Below are 13,601 nucleotides of genomic sequence, written 5' to 3'. Positions count from 1 at the left end.
CTTAGTTTGTAAGCTACAGATTGCTAATAAGATTAGATGTCACTATGAGAAAAAATACCTTATTCAACACGACTTTCCTTACCGGCCTTGCTACCTTCTCTCACTTTGCCTTTGCTGCACCAACAGTTGTCCCTAATGCACCTGAATTAAGCTCTCGCGGTTATGTACTGATGGACTATCACACAGGTAAAGTGTTGGTAGAGCGCGATGCAGACAAGCGATTAAACCCTGCGAGCTTAACTAAGCTGATGACTGCTTATGTTGCAGGACAAGAAGTAAACGCTGGCAATATCAGTCTCGATGATCAAGTTGTCATTAGTCGCAACGCTTGGGCGAAAAACTTCCCAGATTCTTCCAAAATGTTCATCGAAGTAAACACATCTGTGTCTCTGTCTGATTTATATCGAGGATTGGTGGTTCAGTCAGGAAACGATGCTAGTGTTGCCATTGCAGAACACGTCGCTGGCAGCGAAGCAGGCTTTGTTAGCTTAATGAATAGTTGGGCGAGTCAACTTGGTTTGACGAATTCCTCATTTACTAACCCTCATGGTTTAGATAGCGATGGTTTGTATTCAACACCGCATGATATAGCTAAGTTGGGTCAAGCAATCATTCGTGATCTGCCAGATATTTATCCGATGTACAGTGAAACGTCTTTTACGTACAACGGTATTACTCAATATAACCGGAATGGTTTACTTCGTGATCGCAGCATGAACGTTGACGGGATGAAAACGGGCTATACCAGTGGTGCAGGTTACAGTTTGGCGACGTCAGCCACCAATGGTGACATGCGCCTTATCGCAGTTGTTATGGGGGCGAAGAGCCAAAGTGTGCGTGAATCAGAAAGTAAGCAACTTCTTAGCTACGGTTTTCGATTCTACGATACCTTGATGCCAACGGCCGCAGGAACTGATATCGCAAACGCTCGCGTTTGGATGGGGCAAAAGGATGAGTTAAAAGTTGGCGTGAACCGCGATGTTTATCTCACTCTGCCTAAAGGTGACGTAAACAAACTTAAAGCGGAAGTGGAATACAACGGTGATTTACTTGCGCCAATTGCTCAAGATCAGGTAGTTGGTACTTTGCTATACAAAGTGGATGGAAAAGTCGTGAAGGAGACCGAGCTAGTTGCACTCGAACCAGCGGAAGAAGGTGGGATTTTTAAACGTATTATGGATTGGTTTAAGCGACTGGTAGCAAGCTGGTTTTAAAGGTTTTTTATAAAATCAATTTACTAAGGCGGCCTAAATGGTCGCCTTAGTTTTTTGAACAACTCGTAATGTCCAACGAAGCTAAAACGTGTTGTTATTCTTGCTCTCCCATCGCTTTTTATTAAAAACGACGTCAAAGAATAACGATGCCGTAGCTTTCGATATTGGATGTGATCCCAATCCTCACAAATCGTTGTTAGTCCAAGCCTTCAGTGATGTTTTTGCACAACCATTTGTGCGTGATGGGTATGAGAGAAAACAAACCAGAACAAAAATGGAGTGACACGTGCACAAGATTTTATCTTTGACATTGATTTTTTCGCTCATGGGCTGCGCTATGCCTCATCAACCTATCGATAATGGGCAGTGTGTGGGTGTGATGTCGTCTCAAGATGCATACGGCTACCTGAATCCCAACCACTACACCATGCAGGTGCTAGCGCTGAAGAAAGAAAAAGATGTGAAAGAATACATTCGCTATATCGACCCTAAACACCCTGTATGGGTTAACTGGAAAAATAGCCGAGGTACACGTTGGTATACGGTGACAGCTGGTGATTTTAAATCGAAGCAAGAAGCCTACAATGCGCTTTCGTCGCTGCCAAGCCACGTGAAGCAGTCATCTCCGTTTGTACTGACTTTTGCAGAGATGCAACGTAAGCAACAAACTAGTGTCGTGAGAATGCGCTAATTTTTCTCTTTCCTAATCAATATTTATCCCAAACTCGCTAACGGTGAGTTTGGGTCTACGTCAAATCCTTTCTTTTTAGGCTTATTCCATTTTTTATCTCCCTTAATATAAATTGAGTCAATAGCAAAATTAGCACCTACACTCTCTATTGAATACTTGTGTATGCATGTCAATGCAAAGTGCGCGTTATATGTGCATATGGAGTCTGCTTCTATAAGCCCAGGAGGGGAAGTGCATGAGGAAAAAGTCAAAGCTGTTATTTAGTTTGCTGCTATTTAGTGTGCCTGCATCAGCTATTGTCATAGGGGAAGACGATGTCCTTCCAAATCAAGATGATTATATGGCGGAATATTCTTTTATGGCCTCAATTAGAGCGAGTATTTTTGCAGAAGATCATGCTTGTGGTGGGACGATAGTAAGTAGCCGTTGGGTATTGACTGCCGCACATTGCTTAGTCGCATCAGATTCGAGTTTAGAAGATAGTACGGCCAACAAAGATGTCTTTACTAATTATGATGTGGCAAAGCCTAAAGAAATCTCAGTAACAGTTGGCAAAGCTGATTTGGATAAGGTTGATATTTCAGACATTTACAAAGTTACTCATGTAGTCATTCATCCCGATTATTATCCTATTAGTTCGACCACGACCAATGAAGCGGGACTGACGGTTGTACAGTCGACCGCTTATCAGAATGATCTCGCGTTATTGTATGTAGAAAGAGATTTTCCAGTTGAGATGGTAGGTGCTCTGTCGCTGGGGAATACAGACAGTGATTTAGAATTGTCGAAGTTGGTTGATCCTGAGAGTGAGTGGGACTCAGGGGATCCAAAGCCTAATGTAAAGGTCGCAGGTTGGGGAACAGGTGGCGATGGTGATCCTCTAATTGGATCTAGCACTACTCAATTTAGAGAGACGAATGTTTCCTATTACCCGATGTCGCTGTGTTACGAGCGTTTAGAATCTGCTGAAGATCTTCCTCTCTACATTGCTTCTCCTACTGATGCAACAAAGCTGTGTTCGTTGCCTACGACGAGCATTACACGAGGCGATAACATTTATGGAAATGGAGCGTGTGAAGGCGATACTGGCGGACCATTGTTAATAGTGATTGACGATAAGTTTTACCAAGTTGGGATTATTAGCGCGAGCCCTATTATAAACTCAGTGTGCAGCTCAATCACTTTGCCAACTTGGTATACCAATGTTTCTTACTTTAGTAATTGGATTGATTCATTTATTACAGGGACTGAACCTCCGGAACTGGTCGTTACTAAACCTGACTTTTTAGTCAATCCAAATGGGGAAGATCAAAGTGATGGAAGCAGTGACGATGGGGATACACCAACTGGCGAAGAAGATATAACCGATACAAGCCAATGTGATAATCCAAGCCAGATTAACATTGGTGGAGAGGAAACCGATTTTGGTTGCAACGATGGTAGTAGTGGTGGTGCTACTGGGCATGCTTATCTTTGGGCGATGTTGCTGCTTATGTGGCTTCGAAGAAAGCCATTTCTGAAGTCTTAAATAATAATCGCCCCTTTTGATAGGGGCGATTAACTTATTAGTTGTTAAAGTGCTTCAAGAATGGTTTCTGCATTACTTACTTCAAATTCACTTGGCTTTTCAACGTTAAGTGTTGTTACTACGCCGTTTTCAATGATCATCGCGTAACGTTGTGAGCGAACGCCGCCAAAGCCGCCAGTATCCATTTCCAAGCCTAGCGCTTTAGTAAAGCTAGCATCACCGTCACCTAGCATCAAAATCTCAGAAGCGTTTTGAGCTTCACCCCATGCGTTCATTACGAATGCATCGTTCACCGCCACACAAGCAATTAAATCAACGCCTTTTGCTTTTAATTGATCTGCGAGTACTACGTAGCCTGGTAGGTGAGCTTCTGAGCAAGTTGGAGTGAATGCGCCAGGAACCGCGAATAGCACCACTTTCTTGTTCGCGAACAGTTCGGTCACATCGTGGTTGACCATGCCATCGGCAGTCAGTTCACTTACGGTTGCAGAAGGTAGTGCTTGGCCTTGTTGAATCATGATTTTCTTCCTTTATTAAGTGCTTTGTTGAGCTTTTTCAGTCTAGCGCTTAAGTCCCGTTTTAACCACAGAGGGTTTGTAAGGGTATACCGCATTACATCGATGAATGTTGTGCAACATATTGTTCGACTTGATGACGATATTGAGCCTTCAACTCGTTGTCGATGAAGCTTGCATCGATAGCGTTGAGCGTGAATTTCGCCAGTTCTTCTTTGCTCATTGGATGTGCTTGATTCACTGCAAGGAAGTTATCGGTCATGTAGCCACCAAAGTAAACGGGGTCATCAGAGTTAATGGTTACCGCTACGCCTTTACGCAGAAGTTCTACGATGTTGTGTTGTCCCATTTCATCAAACACGCAAAGTTTGATGTTAGACAGCGGGCAAACGGTCAGTGGCATTTTGGTTTCAATTAGAGATCCCACTAGAGCTTCATCTTCTACGCAGCGAACGCCGTGATCAACGCGGCTCACTTCTAACATTTCAATCGCGTCGGTAATATTTTGCGCAGGTCCTTCTTCTCCGGCATGTGCTACGGTAAGTAAGCCTGCCTCTTTCGCTTGCTGGAAGACACGTAAAAACTTAGCTGGTGGATGGCCTTTTTCTGATGAATCTAGCCCCACTCCAATGATTTTATCGCGATGCTTTAAAACAGATTGCAGTGTTTCCATCGCGCTTTCTTCTGACAAATGACGAAGGAAACAAGCGATGATCTGCGATGTGATGCCTAATTTTTCGCGGCCATCTGTCAGCGCTCTAGAAATGCCGTTGAGTACGGTGTCGAAGTTAATGCCACGTTCAGTGTGAGTTTGCGGGTCGAAGAATATCTCGGTATGAATCACATTGTCTGCTTTGCAATGCTCCAAGTATTCCCACGTTAGGTCATAAAAATCTTGCTCTGTGCGTAAAACATTTGCGCCTTGATAATAGAGGTCGAGAAAAGATTGCAGATCTTCAAATTGGTATGCCTCTCTCAATTCGCTTGGTGAGGAATAAGGAATATCTATGCCGTTGCGCTTGGCAAGTTTAAACATGAGTTCTGGTTCGAGTGAACCTTCGATATGTAAGTGCAGCTCTACTTTTGGAAGACCTTGAATAAATGCGTTCATATTCCACCTTATGTGTATTGTGGATGCAGTTACTCTAAGAATAGGTATAGATAGGAATAAATCGAACGCTATCACAAAGAGTAAGATCCACAGTGATCTCAACTCTTCGTAATCAGCACTTTGCGGGAACTGGTAGAGACCCCCAAACCATATCATTGGGGTTATACGAAGCAAACGCTTGCGATTATACGTAAATTTATCAATATATCTAGACCCGTCAGAAAATGAGAGTGCGATACGTTTTTAGAGCTTGATAGATATCGAGTGGATGTTCGAATTTGGATTGTTTTTCAGCGCACACTAAAGTTGGCTTACAGTGATGAAGCAAAGCGTGAAGCTTAAGATGAAGAAAAATTTGGGTGTGGAAAAGGTTATTTTAAGAAGTGTATTTTTGGCTAAGAGATAGCAAACTGATTGGAAAGCGGAGTGGAAAGGTAGGTGGCGGTTACCTTTGCACAACAAGCTTGAAGAGGTAGGAATCAGAGTTAAAGATCAAACATTTTATCAAACGCTCTTTGCTCCATAATATCTTCGATACGGCGGCGCGTTCGTTGTTTTACAGCGGCAGCATTTTCCTCAGATTCTTTCTTTTCCTTATCAATTTGCTTTTTACTTTTTCTAGCCATTGGATATCTTCCAAAATATTGATGAGAATTATTAATGCCTTAAAAAAGCATTATTTGATAATAAAACTTCCTAACTTTGAACCTGAGTCACACAGAATAGTGCCTGAGCAGGTTTTTTCACAATATTGGAAGTCAATCAGATGACTACGATATTGAAGTTTTGGCAATATATGTCGCATCAGTATATCGCTATTCAATTGATATATTTTAGCTCTCCAAGTGGTTTTAGGTTGATGTAAATTAAATTCAATTTCTAACATTTATTCTCCTGTTTTTTGACGATTTTTTCTTTGTTAAGTAATTGATACCAATGCCTTTGACGGCCTGTTCTTCTTGAGGACATGATTTTTCCTTTAAATAATAAGTTAAGCGGTACTGACCCATTTATTTTGGGTAGCACTAAGCAATGCCTGAAATTAGGCTGAGTTTATGTTGAGAGGATATTTTTGAAGGAGAGAGATTTGGTGCAGCATGGACATGCTGCACCAAGAAAAGCAGTCTTATAGAGGAGTAACTTCAGTCGCTTGAGGACCTTTTTTACCTTGCTCTACGTTGAAGCTTACTTTCTGACCTTCAGTCAGTGTTTTGAAACCGTCAGCAACGATAGCGTTGAAGTGTACGAATACATCTTGGCCGCCGTTGTCTTGAGATAGGAAACCAAAACCTTTAGTTTCGTTGAACCATTTTACTGAACCAGTTACTTTAGCAGACATAAAAACCTCTGAATTAAAAACATTAATGATAAATTATTGGTGGATCTTTTTTTAAGCTATTGAATGTCAATCAAGAGGAAGTTGTACGCAGGTGTCTGAATGGGGATTCAAGATTTTACTGAGAAGGAACTTAAACTAAATGTAGCATTAACAGCTCTCTTCGAAGAGCCAAGCGCTACTATACACCTTGTTTAAGAAATAGCTACATTTATTTTCAAATAAATTCAAAAACGTTTATGTGATAAGAGAGAACTTATCATCAATCGCCGGGGATTTGGTCTGGATGAAAAATGACCAATGATGCTTGGTTTTGATTTCCTATTGTTCGAAAAACTTGAATAAGTAGCTCGAATCGCTCTGCTCATGATTATTTTTCTCCAAACTAAAATAAAACCATGTCGATAGCCTGAGCTGAAACGCGATTTGCAGACAGCCATCAAGGCGAACGAGGAGAAGAAGTATGAGCACATTCAGAGAAATTCGTCAGTTGATTCCATCGCAACCTACCGCTGACGGTGATGGTGTTAAAATTCGTCGAGTTGCAGGTTTTAACAACACGAGCTTTTCACCATTTTTAATGATGGATGAGCTGAAATCCGATCAACGTTCTGACTACATTGGTGGCTTTCCTCCTCATCCTCATCGTGGGATTGAAACGCTGACTTATATGCTGAAAGGTCATTTTCAACATCGTGATCACATGAACAATGTCGGCGAGTTGCGTTCAGGTGGTGCACAATGGATGGCGGCAGGTCGCGGAGTAATACACAGTGAAATGCCAATTATGCAAGACGGTGAGCTGCATGGTTTTCAGATATGGATTAATCAACCAGCCAAAGACAAAATGAAACCCGCTCAATACCACGATTTTCAACCAGAGACGATCATGGAATTTGACACTGCAAAGACAGGGCTTGTTCGTGTCATTGCTGGTGAGTTGATGATTGCGGGAGAACGAATTGTTGGGCCGTTGACTCAAACTGGTGTTGTAGCAACTGTTGCTGATTGGCGGCCTCATAGAGGAGCCACGCTTGAGCTAGCTTTGGACGCTAACCATAACATGATGATTTATGCGTACTAAGGCAGTGTCGAGATAAATCAACGCACTGTGAAGCAAGGTGAGATGGCGCTGTTATCAAAAGGAGAGGCGGCAAAGTTTACTGCGGCAGACAACAGTGGGGTCCTGCTCTTTATAGGTGAACCAATCAATGAGCCGGTGGTTCACTATGGCCCATTTGTCATGAACAGTATCGAAGAAATTGAACAAGCGATTCAAGACTACAACTCAGGGCTGTTCGAAACCTATTAAAGCGAACGACAGCGAACAGCCAATTTTGACCGATGTCTTAGTATTACGCTGAATGTATTTGAGCCTGCTTATTGGGCTCGTAGCGAAGCAAATCGATAATCCACTGCCATCGAGTTTGCGTTAGCCACCTAGATTAACTTGCGTTTAATCGAGGTGGCTTTTTTCTTTACACTGAATTCCAACGTTCTATGGCTTGTTTGCCAGCCTCAATTCCCAGTTCATAAGCTTCTCGCAAAGGTTCTGGTGAGCGGCTTAAGCGTTTTAACTTAAACGTTTCTGGTGGGCACACTTGGATTATCTCAACGCCTGGTGGTGGGTTGTTTATCAGTTCCAATGTTTGGTTGTAACGAACGTCACGTGTCAGCATAGGCTCAATCAGAGCTGGCGTTTCCTTCAGCATACGTTTTGTGATGGCACTGAACTTTGATCTTGGTTTCCGGTAACTGGCGATCTGGCTGCGCAGGACCATGATTTTCGTCGCTCCTCTCTTGATGGCTTCGGCAATTGGCAGGGCATCTGCAACGCCTCCATCCACATATCGAGTGTCATTAAGGAGCACGCCATTACGATAGAGTACGGGCAGGGCGCTGCTGGCCTTCATGGTCTCCGCTAACATATCGACGTCCGGAGTGAGGTATTCTGCTTGTCCAGTATCTTGACGAGTGACGACAAGGAAAAAAGGACGCGGATCAGCAGCGAGCACTTCTTTATCAATGCCTAACTCTTCAAGTGTCACTTGCCACATCCAATCTAAATCCATGACATCACCACCGCGTATGAGCTGGCTGGGGGTGATGAACTCATTTCTTAGGCTGTAATCGAGATAGATTTTTAGGTTTCTGCCCGGCATTTTTGCCAAATAAGCGGCAAGATTACTTGCGCCAGCCGATACACCCCAAAAGCTGTCGAAGGGAGAAAAGTCCGCAGCTAAAAAATGGTCGAGTATTCCGCAAGAAAATACCCCTCGCATTGCGCCGCCTTCAACAATCAGTGCACGAGAACCTACATGTTCCATCTGCTTATCCGCTTTCTATCTTTTAGTTGAGTAACGGCAGCTTAACGTATAAGCGGCTGATTCCCAAACAAGGCCGCATATGTTCATGCGGGGAGGCATCAGATTGGCCAATCTTGAGTGCAGTGATGAACGCCTTTCTTAGTTTTCTATGTTGACTTTGTTTGATGGTCAAACTAAATTTAAATCAAATATTTTGATTATCAAACAAACTAAGCAATAGGGATATGATTTATCTATGGCAATAGCACAACACACGCACGATTTTGTTTCTCATAACCATAAAGGTGAAAAGCGAACTTTTTATGTTCTCATTCTGACGCTTGTCACTATGGTGGTTGAGATTGCTGCGGGCACGCTTTTTGGCTCTATGGCCTTACTCGCCGATGGATGGCACATGGGCACTCATGCAGCGGCATTTTGCATCACCTTGTTCGCTTATCGCTATGCTAAGCAAAATGCGAACAATGAGCGTTTTTCGTTTGGTACCGGGAAGGTCAGTGTTTTAGGTGGTTTTACGAGTGCGATTGCTTTGGGCATGGTGGCGCTAATGATGATGGTGGAATCCGTTCACCGTTTGTTTAACCCTGAGAGTATTCAATTCAACGAAGCGATTATGGTCGCAGTGATTGGTTTGGTGGTTAACTTAGCAAGTATGTTGCTACTGCATGATCACCATCATCATGACCACTCACACGATCATGACCAATCGCATGGACACTCGCACGAGCACCACGACCACAATCTTGCCGCCGCGTATTTTCATGTCTTGGCAGATACCTTAACGTCACTGTTGGCGATCGTCGCACTTATTATCGGTAAGTTTTACGGATGGATTTGGTTAGATGCCATTATGGGGATCGTTGGTGCTTTGGTGATTGGTAAGTGGACTCTCGGCTTGATGAAGCAAACTGCACCAGTCTTATTAGATGAGAACATTAATCACGAGTACCTACAGGCAATCAGAGAGACGCTTCAGCCATACGCAGACGTGCTGGATCTGCATGTTTGGAAGGTGAGCGGACATCATTACTCGGCTGCGATTGTGTTACATAATCGCAGTGATAAAACGTTGAGTGAATTTAAGCAATTATTGAGTAAGTTTGATAAGATTCATCACCTTACTCTAGAGTTACAAAATAGCTGATGATGAGCGAACTAGAAAAGTTGAATCAAATGCTGACCGAGTTCTATGACAAGATGTCTTCTTGGGAACAGTCAGTCGTAAAAGAAACCGGCTACTCTTTGGCCCAAGTTCATACCATTGAAGTTCTGGGCGGCCATGGTGCGCTGCGCATGAAAGAATTGGCGGAAAAGTTAGGCATCACGACCGGAACGTTAACGGTACAAATCGAAAAGTTAGTGAATGCGAACTTGATAGAACGTTGCCCTCATCCGGAAGATCGCCGTGCTATCGTTGTGAGGCTCACATCAGAAGGTGAGAAAATTCATCGTCATCATAACCAGTTGCACCTTGATCTTGTGCGTGATCTTACTCGTCACATTGAGCCAGAGCAGCAATCAACCTTTCTATCGTGTTTGGAAAAAATGAACCGGGAATTCTAGGTTTCATCCGAGTTACGGCCAAATAAACAATGAAAAGCAGAACTCCCATCGAGTTCTGCTTTTTTGTATTTATGGGTTTAGAAACCAGCTTTCTAACGGTAACTGAGTAAATGCGTAAGTCACACCAACACAAAATGCAGCGCCGGTAATGCCAATACCGATTGTAGTGGCCAGCAGAAGTAACGTTATCTTAGGCATGATGATTCTCATCCCTCTTGGAGTGTATTTGCGTGCTTAGTTCGAAACAGAGCACACAAACACAATCCAAGCGGTGGCAAGCATAATTAATGGCGTAAAGACTTTTTGAATGGCTGCGCCATCGGTCAAGTTATAGATCTCGATGGATTCGTTGTAGAAGGCGCGTTTGAAGGCTTTAAACGAAATGTCGTTTTTTACATTGGATTGCTCGTAACGCTGACGCGCAGCATCGGCCATCTGATATTCAAGATCTTGAAGTTCAAACTCTTGGTTAAAAAACGAATCCCAAGCGCAAAGGCGAGCTATTGCCTTAGGTGAATTGTTATCACTTTTTAGTTTTGAGAGACGCTTTGCGTAAGCCGCTTGATATTTATCCACGATATATTCCTGCATGAATAGATGCTGAGTCATTGAATGACTCAGAACGTTCTGGTCGGTTGTAAAAGCAAAATTGTGGGATGAAAAGGCGTACTTTTACGTCGGTGGCAGAACTACAAATAAAAATATCAAAGAGCGTTTATGGTGGGGATGATATGGGGTGGTAGGGGAAGAGGACAAACAAAATAAATTAGTCTACGTCACAATCAATGTTTGTTGATTTATTCAATCCTTAGTGTTCTTTGCCTTTTGATGTGCACATTTTGTAGTTAAAAAAAGATACGACCATAAGTTGTTCTTGGGCCTGAAAAAGTAAGATTCCTGACCAATATTCTTCCGTTTACCGCGTAGATCTCTCCTCAAAGTCGATTACTTTTGGCTACGCTTATAGTTCGGCTTTAAAAATTTGTAAGAGGGAAGTTGAGTTGAGATGTTTGTAGTTGAAGCGTTGAATAACTCAAGTGATGGGCAATAAAGGTAATTGATTATAAAGGATAAATTGGAAGCAGTGCAGAGCTAGGTAAGATATAAACCTAAAGGTGACGGTATGAGCATACAATCAACCATTATCGAATACGCTGTAGCAATAATAGGCTTACTTTTAACAGGCGTTGCCCTCTGAGCCCGAAAGCTCAGAGGATACATAACCTTAACGATTAATGTTGTAACGAGCGATTGCCGCTTCTTCTGACGTTACAACAGTTTTACCGATAGGCGCGAGGGAAATTACGGCCAGTTTCAGGTGTTGAAGTGCAAACGGAATACCAATAATGGTAACGAAACACGCTGCGGCGGATAGGATATGACCGATTGCCAGCCACAAACCTGCAAACACAAACCAAAGTACGTTGCCGATGACGCCTAGCGGACTCGTGCCAATATCCATTTCATTGGTTAGTTCATCACGCGAAATGGCTTCTTTGCCGAATGGGAAAAACGAAAAGTTACCCATGACGAAACAAGCTCGCCCCCACGGAATCCCGATGATGCTGATGAACGCAAGAATACCGAATAGCCACCACAGCAATCCCATGAATATGCCACCGAATAAAAACCAGATGATGTTGCCAAGTGTTCTCATCTAAAACCCTTTTTGATTTATAACTTTCTACAAAGTATGTCACACAAATCTTAACAGAGGATGAATGGGTGTGCTTTATCTTAAATAAGAAATCATTGATGAGAATACTCATTTGATAAAGGAAAGCGGAGATCATTGGGCTGCTGAAAAAAAGGCTCTCAACGTTAGACGTTAAGAGCCTTTCTGGCTAGGCGGTTGCCAAATTCAAGCGCGATACTGGCTTGTCATTGATCGGTAAGTGAATCAAAGCGGCGAGGAGTGCCAGAACGACGGTTGACCACCAGATTGGATCGTATGAACCGTAGTAATCGTAGATGCGACCACCGACCCAAGCTCCCAAGAAGCTTCCTACTTGGTGAGTAAAGAATACCAAGCCGTAAAGCGTTGATAGGTAACGGGCCCCAAAAATCTGGCGGACTAATCCAGACGTGAGAGGTACGGTGCCTAACCAACAGAAGCCGATTGCACCACCAAAGATGACTGCGGTGTGCTCGGTGACAGGTAGAGTCACAAAAGCACCAATCACTACCGTGCGGATTAAATACAGCGCAGACATAACATGGCGTTTATTGAAGCGGTCCGCCATAACCCCCCAGAAGTACGAACCAAAAATGTTGAAGATGCCAACATACGCCAGTGCCATTGCGGCGGTTGAGGCTGGTAAATCTTTATCTGCCAGATAACTTGGTAAGTGAGTTGCAATAAACATCACGTGAAAGCCGCACACAAAGAAACCTGCGTGGATCAGCCAATAACCTCTGTGAGAGAAAGCTTCTTTTAATGCTTCTTTTAGGGTTTGTGTGTCTTCCTGAACATTTGCAGAGGTACCGGCTTGTGGCTTAGCAGTTCTCATGAACAGAGCAAACATCACCATAAAGCTACACAGTACAGCGAATGCTTGAAGTGCGCCTTGCCAGCCAAAATCACTCAAAAGCACTTGTGATCCAGGGATCATGGCGAACATACCGAACGATCCCGCAGCGGTAGTTAAACCAAATGCTTTAGCTGCATGTTGTGCAGGGACAACCTTTGCTACTGCCCCTAACACAATGACGTAGCTGGTTGCGCTCAAACCAAAACCGACCAAAATGCCAAGTGATAGATACATCATGGTTGGCTCAATGGCGATAGAAGTAAGGTAAAGACCTAAAGCGTAAGAAAAGGCACCTAAAATGATAATACGCTTCGCGCCCCAACGGTCTGACGCCATGCCGACAAAAGGTTGGAATACGCCAAACAACAAGTTTTGCAAGGCAATAGCAAAGCTAAAGAACTCGCGCCCGGTCTGAAAGTAGTGTGAAATTGGCATCATAAAAATACCGAAAGATTGTCTGATCCCTAGACAAATAATCAAAATCCCTATTCCAAGCCAAACAAGAACTGGAAATCGGAAAATACTCATAGTTTGCTCTTATTAATGATAGTGGTGATGAGAATGATCATGGTGTTCGTTGTCTCCCGTTGTTTGGTGACAACCGCTGTTGATGGCTTGTTCTGCTAATATTTCCAGCAACTTCGGAGAGTTATGGACGATGATTAGAGATAGCCCCAACATGATGGACATTCTCAACACCTGAGCGAAAATGGATTGAGAAAAAAGCATGCATTGTGCGCTCATGTAGAAAAATGAGCGCGAAGTTTAGTGACGATTAGTCAATG

16 protein-coding genes, 1 pseudogene and 1 riboswitch are annotated in these 13,601 nt (G+C 43.2%); of the genes and pseudogenes, 6 read left to right on the top strand and 11 right to left on the bottom strand.

All coding sequences use genetic code 11. The features are described 5' to 3' along the window. The first annotated feature begins 44 nt into the window (after positions 1 to 44). From DYB02_RS17990 to DYB02_RS17975, 3 genes are all read left to right on the top strand, one after another. Positions 45 to 1,214, top strand: a complete 1,170-nt coding sequence (locus DYB02_RS17990; RefSeq protein WP_029806088.1) for a D-alanyl-D-alanine carboxypeptidase family protein — start codon at positions 45 to 47, stop codon at positions 1,212 to 1,214. 286 nt (positions 1,215 to 1,500) lie between these two features. Beyond that, entirely contained in the window at positions 1,501 to 1,905 is a 405-nt protein-coding gene (locus tag DYB02_RS17980; RefSeq protein WP_005499396.1) for an SPOR domain-containing protein, read from the top strand. Between the two features lie 235 nt (positions 1,906 to 2,140). Continuing rightward, positions 2,141 to 3,433: a S1 family peptidase gene (locus tag DYB02_RS17975; RefSeq protein WP_029806087.1), complete on the top strand. Its 1,293-nt coding sequence runs from the start codon at positions 2,141 to 2,143 to the stop codon at positions 3,431 to 3,433. A gap of 44 nt (positions 3,434 to 3,477) precedes the next feature. Here DYB02_RS17975 and DYB02_RS17970 read toward each other — a convergent pair whose 3' ends face one another. The 5 genes from DYB02_RS17970 to cspE form a co-directional block, all read right to left on the bottom strand. Further along, a complete protein-coding gene (locus tag DYB02_RS17970; protein WP_015313462.1) occupies positions 3,478 to 3,951 on the bottom strand; it encodes a peroxiredoxin in 474 nt (157 codons plus the stop codon). A gap of 94 nt (positions 3,952 to 4,045) precedes the next feature. Next, entirely contained in the window at positions 4,046 to 5,059 is a 1,014-nt protein-coding gene (locus DYB02_RS17965; protein ID WP_029798294.1) for an adenosine deaminase, read from the bottom strand. An 89-nt stretch (positions 5,060 to 5,148) separates the two neighbouring features. After that, positions 5,149 to 5,248, bottom strand: a riboswitch (purine riboswitch). 296 nt (positions 5,249 to 5,544) lie between these two features. Beyond that, complete coding sequence (locus DYB02_RS17955; RefSeq protein ID WP_005463370.1) at positions 5,545 to 5,685, bottom strand: PA3496 family putative envelope integrity protein; 141 nt, start codon at positions 5,683 to 5,685, stop codon at positions 5,545 to 5,547. 50 nt (positions 5,686 to 5,735) lie between these two features. Then, entirely contained in the window at positions 5,736 to 5,945 is a 210-nt protein-coding gene (locus DYB02_RS17950) for a hypothetical protein (protein WP_077345815.1), read from the bottom strand. Between the two features lie 240 nt (positions 5,946 to 6,185). Continuing rightward, complete coding sequence (gene cspE / locus DYB02_RS17945; RefSeq protein ID WP_005463371.1) at positions 6,186 to 6,398, bottom strand: transcription antiterminator/RNA stability regulator CspE; 213 nt, start codon at positions 6,396 to 6,398, stop codon at positions 6,186 to 6,188. A 460-nt stretch (positions 6,399 to 6,858) separates the two neighbouring features. Between cspE and DYB02_RS17940 the strand changes: the two are divergent. Continuing rightward, positions 6,859 to 7,707 (top strand): annotated as a pseudogene (locus tag DYB02_RS17940) (pirin family protein). Positions 7,708 to 7,873: 166 nt separating this feature from the next. Here DYB02_RS17940 and DYB02_RS17935 read toward each other — a convergent pair. After that, positions 7,874 to 8,722 carry a patatin-like phospholipase family protein gene (locus tag DYB02_RS17935; RefSeq protein WP_025578492.1) on the bottom strand — a complete coding sequence of 283 codons (849 nt, stop codon included), beginning with the start codon at positions 8,720 to 8,722 and terminating at the stop codon, positions 7,874 to 7,876. Between the two features lie 235 nt (positions 8,723 to 8,957). Between DYB02_RS17935 and dmeF the strand changes: the two genes are divergently transcribed. Together dmeF and DYB02_RS17925 are read left to right on the top strand one after the other, a co-directional pair. Continuing rightward, entirely contained in the window at positions 8,958 to 9,866 is a 909-nt protein-coding gene (gene dmeF / locus DYB02_RS17930) for a CDF family Co(II)/Ni(II) efflux transporter DmeF (RefSeq protein WP_029806564.1), read from the top strand. Positions 9,867 to 9,868: 2 nt separating this feature from the next. Continuing rightward, the gene (locus DYB02_RS17925) at positions 9,869 to 10,285 is read left to right on the top strand and encodes a MarR family winged helix-turn-helix transcriptional regulator (RefSeq protein WP_029806563.1); all 417 of its coding nucleotides are present in this window, start codon (positions 9,869 to 9,871) and stop codon (positions 10,283 to 10,285) included. A 69-nt stretch (positions 10,286 to 10,354) separates the two neighbouring features. Here DYB02_RS17925 and DYB02_RS25965 read toward each other — a convergent pair whose 3' ends face one another. The 5 genes from DYB02_RS25965 to DYB02_RS17905 form a co-directional block, all read right to left on the bottom strand. Beyond that, entirely contained in the window at positions 10,355 to 10,483 is a 129-nt protein-coding gene (locus DYB02_RS25965; RefSeq protein ID WP_005477316.1) for a hypothetical protein, read from the bottom strand. 36 nt (positions 10,484 to 10,519) lie between these two features. Further along, complete coding sequence (locus DYB02_RS17920; protein ID WP_015313457.1) at positions 10,520 to 10,861, bottom strand: hypothetical protein; 342 nt, start codon at positions 10,859 to 10,861, stop codon at positions 10,520 to 10,522. A gap of 649 nt (positions 10,862 to 11,510) precedes the next feature. Further along, a complete protein-coding gene (locus DYB02_RS17915; protein WP_025503711.1) occupies positions 11,511 to 11,942 on the bottom strand; it encodes a YccF domain-containing protein in 432 nt (143 codons plus the stop codon). Between the two features lie 187 nt (positions 11,943 to 12,129). Next, positions 12,130 to 13,344 (bottom strand): MFS transporter, encoded by a 1,215-nt coding sequence (locus DYB02_RS17910; RefSeq protein WP_029805252.1) that lies wholly within the window; start codon positions 13,342 to 13,344, stop codon positions 12,130 to 12,132. A gap of 12 nt (positions 13,345 to 13,356) precedes the next feature. Continuing rightward, the gene (locus DYB02_RS17905) at positions 13,357 to 13,506 is read right to left on the bottom strand and encodes a hypothetical protein (protein ID WP_154217348.1); all 150 of its coding nucleotides are present in this window, start codon (positions 13,504 to 13,506) and stop codon (positions 13,357 to 13,359) included. Positions 13,507 to 13,601: the final 95 nt, after the last annotated feature.

Source organism: Vibrio parahaemolyticus (assembly GCF_900460535.1).
In the GTDB taxonomy this organism is placed as follows: domain Bacteria; phylum Pseudomonadota; class Gammaproteobacteria; order Enterobacterales; family Vibrionaceae; genus Vibrio; species Vibrio parahaemolyticus.
Note: the sequence above shows the minus strand (reverse complement) of the source record. Positions and strands in the feature narration are given on the sequence as shown.

What these genes read in the sequence shown, in the direction of transcription:
- DYB02_RS17990 (WP_029806088.1), top strand. Translation starts at nt 45, where the DNA reads ATGAGAAAAAATACCTTATTCAACACGACTTTCCTTACCGGCCTTGCT.
- DYB02_RS17975 (WP_029806087.1), top strand. Translation starts at nt 2,141, where the DNA reads ATGAGGAAAAAGTCAAAGCTGTTATTTAGTTTGCTGCTATTTAGTGTG.
- DYB02_RS17970 (WP_015313462.1), bottom strand. Translation starts at nt 3,951, where the DNA reads ATGATTCAACAAGGCCAAGCACTACCTTCTGCAACCGTAAGTGAACTG.
- DYB02_RS17965 (WP_029798294.1), bottom strand. Translation starts at nt 5,059, where the DNA reads ATGAACGCATTTATTCAAGGTCTTCCAAAAGTAGAGCTGCACTTACAT.
- DYB02_RS17955 (WP_005463370.1), bottom strand. Translation starts at nt 5,685, where the DNA reads ATGGCTAGAAAAAGTAAAAAGCAAATTGATAAGGAAAAGAAAGAATCT.
- DYB02_RS17950 (WP_077345815.1), bottom strand. Translation starts at nt 5,945, where the DNA reads ATGTTAGAAATTGAATTTAATTTACATCAACCTAAAACCACTTGGAGA.
- cspE (WP_005463371.1), bottom strand. Translation starts at nt 6,398, where the DNA reads ATGTCTGCTAAAGTAACTGGTTCAGTAAAATGGTTCAACGAAACTAAA.
- DYB02_RS17935 (WP_025578492.1), bottom strand. Translation starts at nt 8,722, where the DNA reads ATGGAACATGTAGGTTCTCGTGCACTGATTGTTGAAGGCGGCGCAATG.
- dmeF (WP_029806564.1), top strand. Translation starts at nt 8,958, where the DNA reads ATGGCAATAGCACAACACACGCACGATTTTGTTTCTCATAACCATAAA.
- DYB02_RS17925 (WP_029806563.1), top strand. Translation starts at nt 9,869, where the DNA reads ATGAGCGAACTAGAAAAGTTGAATCAAATGCTGACCGAGTTCTATGAC.
- DYB02_RS25965 (WP_005477316.1), bottom strand. Translation starts at nt 10,483, where the DNA reads ATGCCTAAGATAACGTTACTTCTGCTGGCCACTACAATCGGTATTGGC.
- DYB02_RS17915 (WP_025503711.1), bottom strand. Translation starts at nt 11,942, where the DNA reads ATGAGAACACTTGGCAACATCATCTGGTTTTTATTCGGTGGCATATTC.
- DYB02_RS17910 (WP_029805252.1), bottom strand. Translation starts at nt 13,344, where the DNA reads ATGAGTATTTTCCGATTTCCAGTTCTTGTTTGGCTTGGAATAGGGATT.
- DYB02_RS17905 (WP_154217348.1), bottom strand. Translation starts at nt 13,506, where the DNA reads ATGTCCATCATGTTGGGGCTATCTCTAATCATCGTCCATAACTCTCCG.